This window comes from Methylobacterium pseudosasicola (assembly GCF_900114535.1).
Lineage (GTDB): Bacteria > Pseudomonadota > Alphaproteobacteria > Rhizobiales > Beijerinckiaceae > Methylobacterium > Methylobacterium pseudosasicola.
On the sequence record NZ_FOTK01000103.1, the window covers coordinates 1 to 5468 of the forward strand.

The 5468-nt window shown below is 62.5% G+C and carries 7 protein-coding genes and 1 pseudogene; 3 read left to right on the forward strand and 5 right to left on the reverse strand.

Features of this window, described 5'->3' with window-relative positions; genetic code table 11:
* Together BM228_RS33130 and BM228_RS35085 are read left to right on the forward strand one after the other, a co-directional pair.
* Nucleotides 1–612, forward strand: a 612-nt coding sequence (locus tag BM228_RS33130; RefSeq protein WP_092047547.1) for an SDR family NAD(P)-dependent oxidoreductase, incomplete at its 5' end; no start/stop codon positions are given.
* Nucleotides 613–1521: 909 nt separating this feature from the next.
* Nucleotides 1522–1698 carry a hypothetical protein gene (locus BM228_RS35085; RefSeq protein ID WP_167367914.1) on the forward strand — a complete coding sequence of 59 codons (177 nt, stop codon included), beginning with the start codon at nt 1522–1524 and terminating at the stop codon, nt 1696–1698.
* Nucleotides 1699–1808: 110 nt separating this feature from the next.
* On the opposite strand, the gene BM228_RS33140 is transcribed toward BM228_RS35085, so the two are convergent.
* From BM228_RS33140 to BM228_RS33150, 4 genes and pseudogenes are all read right to left on the reverse strand, one after another.
* On the reverse strand, nt 1809–2033 hold the full coding sequence (locus tag BM228_RS33140) for a hypothetical protein (RefSeq protein ID WP_092047553.1): 225 nt from the start codon (nt 2031–2033) through the stop codon (nt 1809–1811).
* A 452-nt stretch (nt 2034–2485) separates the two neighbouring features.
* A complete protein-coding gene (locus BM228_RS34390) occupies nt 2486–2845 on the reverse strand; it encodes a hypothetical protein (protein ID WP_139234350.1) in 360 nt (119 codons plus the stop codon).
* Between the two features lie 161 nt (nt 2846–3006).
* Nucleotides 3007–3189: a hypothetical protein gene (locus tag BM228_RS33145; RefSeq protein WP_425285035.1), complete on the reverse strand. Its 183-nt coding sequence runs from the start codon at nt 3187–3189 to the stop codon at nt 3007–3009.
* Nucleotides 3190–3439: 250 nt separating this feature from the next.
* Nucleotides 3440–3907 (reverse strand): annotated as a pseudogene (locus tag BM228_RS33150) (DUF3597 domain-containing protein).
* A gap of 138 nt (nt 3908–4045) precedes the next feature.
* On the opposite strand from BM228_RS33150, the gene BM228_RS33155 reads away from it, so the two are divergent.
* On the forward strand, nt 4046–4234 hold the full coding sequence (locus BM228_RS33155) for a hypothetical protein (RefSeq protein ID WP_092047563.1): 189 nt from the start codon (nt 4046–4048) through the stop codon (nt 4232–4234).
* Between the two features lie 118 nt (nt 4235–4352).
* Here the strand turns inward: BM228_RS33155 and BM228_RS33160 are convergent, their stop codons facing one another.
* A complete protein-coding gene (locus BM228_RS33160) occupies nt 4353–4802 on the reverse strand; it encodes a Ros/MucR family transcriptional regulator (protein ID WP_092047562.1) in 450 nt (149 codons plus the stop codon).
* Nucleotides 4803–5468: the final 666 nt, after the last annotated feature.

Below are 5468 nucleotides of genomic sequence, written 5' to 3' on the forward strand. Positions count from 1 at the left end.
GACGAGGTCGAAGCAGCTGCTGAGAGGATCGGGCGGGGGGCGCGAGGGCTCGTCGCGGACGCGGCCCTACAGGAGGATTTGTGCCGCGTCATGGCGACGGTGCAGGAGACGCATGGCCGGATCGACGCGCTCGTCCTCAACGCGGGCATCTCGGAACCGGCGACCCTGCGCGACGGGACGCCCGAGCATTTCGACCAGCACTTCGCGGTCAACGTCCGTGGCGCCGTCTTCAGCTTGCAAGCAGCTCTGGGCGCGATGGGGCGGGGTGGGTCCGTCGTGTTGATGGGATCGATCGCCGACGTCATGGGGGTGACGCCCTACGGAACCTACGCCGCCACGAAGGCGGCCCTGCGTTCCTACGCACGCACGTGGACGGTGGAGCTGGCCCCGCAGGGCATCCGCGTGAACGTGGTGTCCCCCGGCCCGACCGACACCGCCATGATGGCGAGCGTGCCGGAAGAGGGGCGGGCCGCGCTGATCGCACCGATCCCACTAGGCCGCATGGCGCGTCCCGAGGAAGTGGCTGCAGCCACGCTGTTCCTGCTGAGCGACGAGGCGAGCTTTGTCGCGGGGGCCGAACTGTGCGTCGATGGCGGTATGCGCCAAATCTAGTCCCGCTACGTTGGTTTCGGCATGTCCGCTTCGGCGGGTTTCTATCCCCAGAGCGGACGGGCCGAAATCCACCCACAGCAGCCGATCCGCCTGGTTCGGTTTGGGTATACCTCTCGCAGACCGCTCTCCACGCGGCTTCGACCCCTAATCGGACCAATCAAAACAGACCGGACGTTATCGGATCATCCTAAACGAACCGCGGGGATGGGATACGTGTTGGGGCCTATATGCGCGCCTCGACCAAGGAACAAGACGCCGAGCATGGCCGCAGGACGTTGACTTGTTTCGCCTACGAGCCCTTGCTAACAATCACTGCTTGATACGCGGCATTTTGGTATGTCGATGCAGTCTGGAGCGTCCACTCCATCACCGCATCCAGTCGTACACCCCTGCTTTTCAATAAGCTGGAAACGGCTCTTCACCTGGTGCGAGCTGGGCCGCGTATGGTCGCGGAACGCCGGGGCGCTCCATAAGCTGCCCTTATGCGAGGTGGACGAGGCAGGCGGCTTTACATTTGGGCAAAGCCGGGGCCCTCAGGATGCGCTCGCATCAATGGTGCACAGGTGTGCAGAGAACATTTTCGAGCGTTTCCGAACAGGTACGAACGTCCGAGAGCGTCGGCGCTGTTTCGAGCTTCGCCGCAGTGCTTCGATCGGCTTCGGCTTGAGGACGCGGACCACGGCGATATGGGTTCCGGCGCCTTCAGTGGGTGGGGTGTGATGCCTTCGAGGTACTGAGCTATTCGTAAGTTTGTGGTGAGTCGCGAGAGGCTGGGTACGGCAAGATGCGGTAAGCCACGGGTTCGCAAACCTGATTGCCAATCGTGCAGGATCTGCGACGTTGAGGGATGATGCCGGGCGGGTCACCTGGTCCGCACGACGTGCCGGTGTCAGTGGGAGCGGCATGGCCATGACCGAGACCGACAAGCCTCACGGCGTGAGTGTGGTGCCGCCCACGGTGCCGATCCGGAACGTCAACGTACCTGACCCGACAGCAGGCAGCGAGCCTGAGAGCAAAGACGTTGTACAGGATGCCGAGAGCAAGCCTGACGATCCAGACAAGGCTGCCAAGGATGGCCTGGCCTAGCTTGTTTAAGGCACAGATCGCGGACGGGACAGCAGCGCAGGTGACCGACCGCACCGTTTGATTGAAACCAGCCCCGCTGTTTTACAGCTGCGGGGCTGCTATGTCCGAGATCACATGCGGGAGCGTCGCATGTGATGACGCCGGTGACGGGTCATGTGTCGCCGTCCCATCATGCCGGTCTGGCCTCCCATCCGCTTTTGAGAGGAGCTTTTCACACTGCCCGGATTGTTCATGTTGCCTTCGGCGCTGCCACTGCCAGCTGGTATCTGAGCGATAGCCGCTCCTGCCATCGCGACGGAGAGCGCGGCTGCGAGGGCAAGTGTCTTCATCGACATGGCGTTTTCCTCCAGACAGATCGGTTCGATCGGTCCTGGGCTGAACGTTCTCGCAATCAATATCGTTCAGGCTTCCGCGGGGGACAACCGCAGTAGGCATCATCTTGCTTGCTGCCAACGCTCGGTTCCGCTACCGAGTCCGCCCCGGACAAAGAAAAGGCCACCCCCGAAGGGGCGGCCCGAAGTCTAGGGAGGAAACGCCCAAAAAGGGCAGCGAGATCGCGACGCCATCGCCATCCTGCAGTGCAAAGCTAGGCCACCGCAGTGCAGCGAGCAACTGCAAAACGGTTGAGTTGCTCTGCATGGTCGGCACGCCTGAGACGCGGCGCAGGCTGGAACTGCATAGCTGGCAGCCTTCATCCGCTCGCCGCACCGACCATCACCCGAACGCCCTAGCCGTGCTGGCGGGAAGAGGCGGTCGTTATAGCAAGCGTAGGTGAGTAAATTGTCGGTCAGGCTCTGCCGCGTTGAGCTTTCAGCCGCTGTAGGGCGCGCTCATTCTCACGATCGAACTGTGCCGGCGTCATTTCTCCAGCGTCAACACGGCGTGCGAGCTGCTTGCGGTATTCCAGTGCGTCTTCTTCCTGCGTGCTCAGGGGCACGCTAGCCCGTGCGGCCGCCTGGGTGCGCTCGGCCCATTCCGTGTAGCTGATGCGCCGGGCATCGCGATCCGCTCTGAGGCGGGCGACATCTTCCTGAAGAAGCGCGGCTCCCCGGAGGCCTGACCCGACTTGCTGCGGTCCTGGGGCACCTGTTTGGCAAGCGCCTAGCCCCACCGTGGTGAGCAGGATCGCGGCGATGTGTCGGTTCATGAGCAGCCCCTCGTTCAGGGCGAGCTAAGCTGGTCCATACCGAGGAGGCGAGAGCGGATAGGCCACACCCGCCGCCTTGCCTTCCGCTCGCGATCCCAACCAGGAGCCAGCTCTGATCGAACATCGTCTCGATCTGCACCACGTAGGCGGTGACTGAATGATTACGCCATTCGGAGGCTGCGTCCTGCGGGCCGTTGAGCCTCCCCCCGCAAAGCATCGCGCTCGGCCTGAACCGCCTCGATCAGGGCATGCAGGTTCCCGGCGTCGATCGCGGTCTCCATCAGCATGTCCTGGGCGGTCGCGAGCTGCTGGCGCAGGTCGGCGTTCTCCCGCGCGAGGGTCAATGAGCAGGGCGGTCACGTCATCGCCCATCGGCACCTGCTCCGGATCACGGACAGGGGCTCTAGCTGCGCTCAAGCTTGGCGGCAACAACATCTGCATGGACCGCAACTGCGCCGGCGAGGCCGCACCGGGTATCGGGGGTTAAGACCCCAGTGCTGCTCTGCCGGCGCTCGGCACATGGCCGGTCGCTGAGAGCATGATGGCTCAGGGTGGTTAACAGATTTCGCACATCAGCCTTCAACGACTGCCGCTTCATGCGTGCTGCATGTCGGCAGGCACTTTGCCGCCGTTCTCGGCAAGCTTCTGAACCACCTGTTTGTGCAGCCAAACGTTCATCGTGGCCGAGTCGTCCTTATCGCCGGTGTAGTGCAGTTCGTCGGCTAGCTGCTTGCGGGCGGAGAGGCTGCTGTCGAGGTCGAGCAGCTTCAAGAGATCTACGATCGACTGCTTATAGTTCAGGTTCTCATCCTTCTTGGCAGCCATGTCGCTCAGAACCTGACCGACGTCGACATTGGCTGCGGAACCTGTAGAGGCACTGGTGGGCGAAGGTGTACCGCTCATTGACGGCGCAGTGGCGCCGCTTGAACCGCTACCAGCACCGCCCGCTCCGGTAGCAGCCGGGGATACGGTCGGGGTCTAGGATGCATGCGGCGCGGACGCCTGTGCACTCGCTGCTCCGCTGCCGAAAATCTTCGAGATGATCGATCCGAACAGGCTCATAGCATCGTCCTCGTCATTCGCGGGCGCGGCCCGGAAGCCGCAGTAACCGAACCGCACGACGTAGCGTTCCGCACAGGCGGCACGAGGAGCCACACACTCGGCTTGTCCGGGCTTAACCTGTGCGGCTACAGCCCGCTCATGTCCGACAAGCTCAACGCCCTCCTCGCACGCCTGAAAGCTCACCGGCGCACACTCATCCTGGCGATGGCCGAACACGACGGGCTACCGGCCGGGAGTGCGCTGCGTCAGGTTGCCGAGTTGGAGAACGTCATCGCGGCAGTGGACGCCGTAGCGGGCGAGGAAGCAGATCGGGTCCGACGGGTTTAATGCTCCGGGTGGCCAACGCTGCAAGCAGGCTCACGATAGACCGCAGCAGCGTGCGATTTTAGGCTTGGTTGGGCCGTGCGCGCTGCAGCATCACGGAGGCCAGTCCCGGCCTGCCAGATCATGCTACCTTCCGCTTCCTCTGTTGACGTTCAGCCTGACCGCCCGGTCGTCCCAGACCGATCGCCTTCGCGAGAGCCGACCGCTTTTCGGCATAGCTCGGGGCAACCATTGGGTAGTCAGCCGGCAAGCCATACTGCTCGCGGTAGCCTCGCGGGTCGAGGCCGCGGGTGGTGAGGTGACGCTTGAGCGTCTGGTAGGTCTTGCCATCGAGGAAGCTGACGATCCCGTCGGGGCGGATCGACTTGCGGATCTGGGCGTCGCTTGGCTTCTCGATCTCGGACGCCGGCACTGGGACGCCAGGCTTCAAAGCATTGAGGGCCGTGTGGACGCTCTCAATCAACTTCGGAAGTTCTACGGCGGGGACTGAATTCTTCGTGACATAAGCTGAGACGATTTCACCGGTAAGCTCAGCCAAATTCGAGACCACAGTGTGAATATATTGGGTCATTGAGGCATACTTTCTGGTTATTTATTTCAAGATCACTCATCGCAAATGAGTCTTCACAAAAAATTATACAAGTACACGCGACTTTATACCGCATTTGCCTGCAAAATTGTCGCGGCTGACGAGCTGAATACTACCTTGCAAAAAGGAAGCACAATCGAGGGCGGCACAGCCTAGATGGCCCGACGTCGGCCCGAATTAGGCGCACAGGACAAGGCACAAGCCCCTATCTCCCAGAGCTGGCGCAACTGCTCCGTGCCCATCCGATCAGCCGCTGAACAGGAGTAACGGGGGGATGGCGGGGGCAGTGGTCAGCCGCTGATCGAGAACGGCGTTACCTGCTGACCCCAGCCTGTTCCTCGCGATGTCCATCTGCTTTTCGTGCAGCTCGCGCCATAGCGATGAGATCGGATGCCGTAAGGGCGCGCTGGGGCAGTGGATCAAGGGGTGGAATGCGAGGCTGGACGGCAGGTGGCTTGATCCGGCCAACCCGAAGCCGTGCCAGTGGGCTGGTCCTCTTTGCCGGCATCCCCGTCACGCTTCTTCCCCTTGCCTGCCCAGGGGCGTTGCATAGGCGAACGCGCATTGAAGCGTTAGCCACAGCTAAGCTTCCGACGGTAACAGGGGACGCGTCGGTGACATGCCGCTGGCCCTGGGCGACCCGTGAAG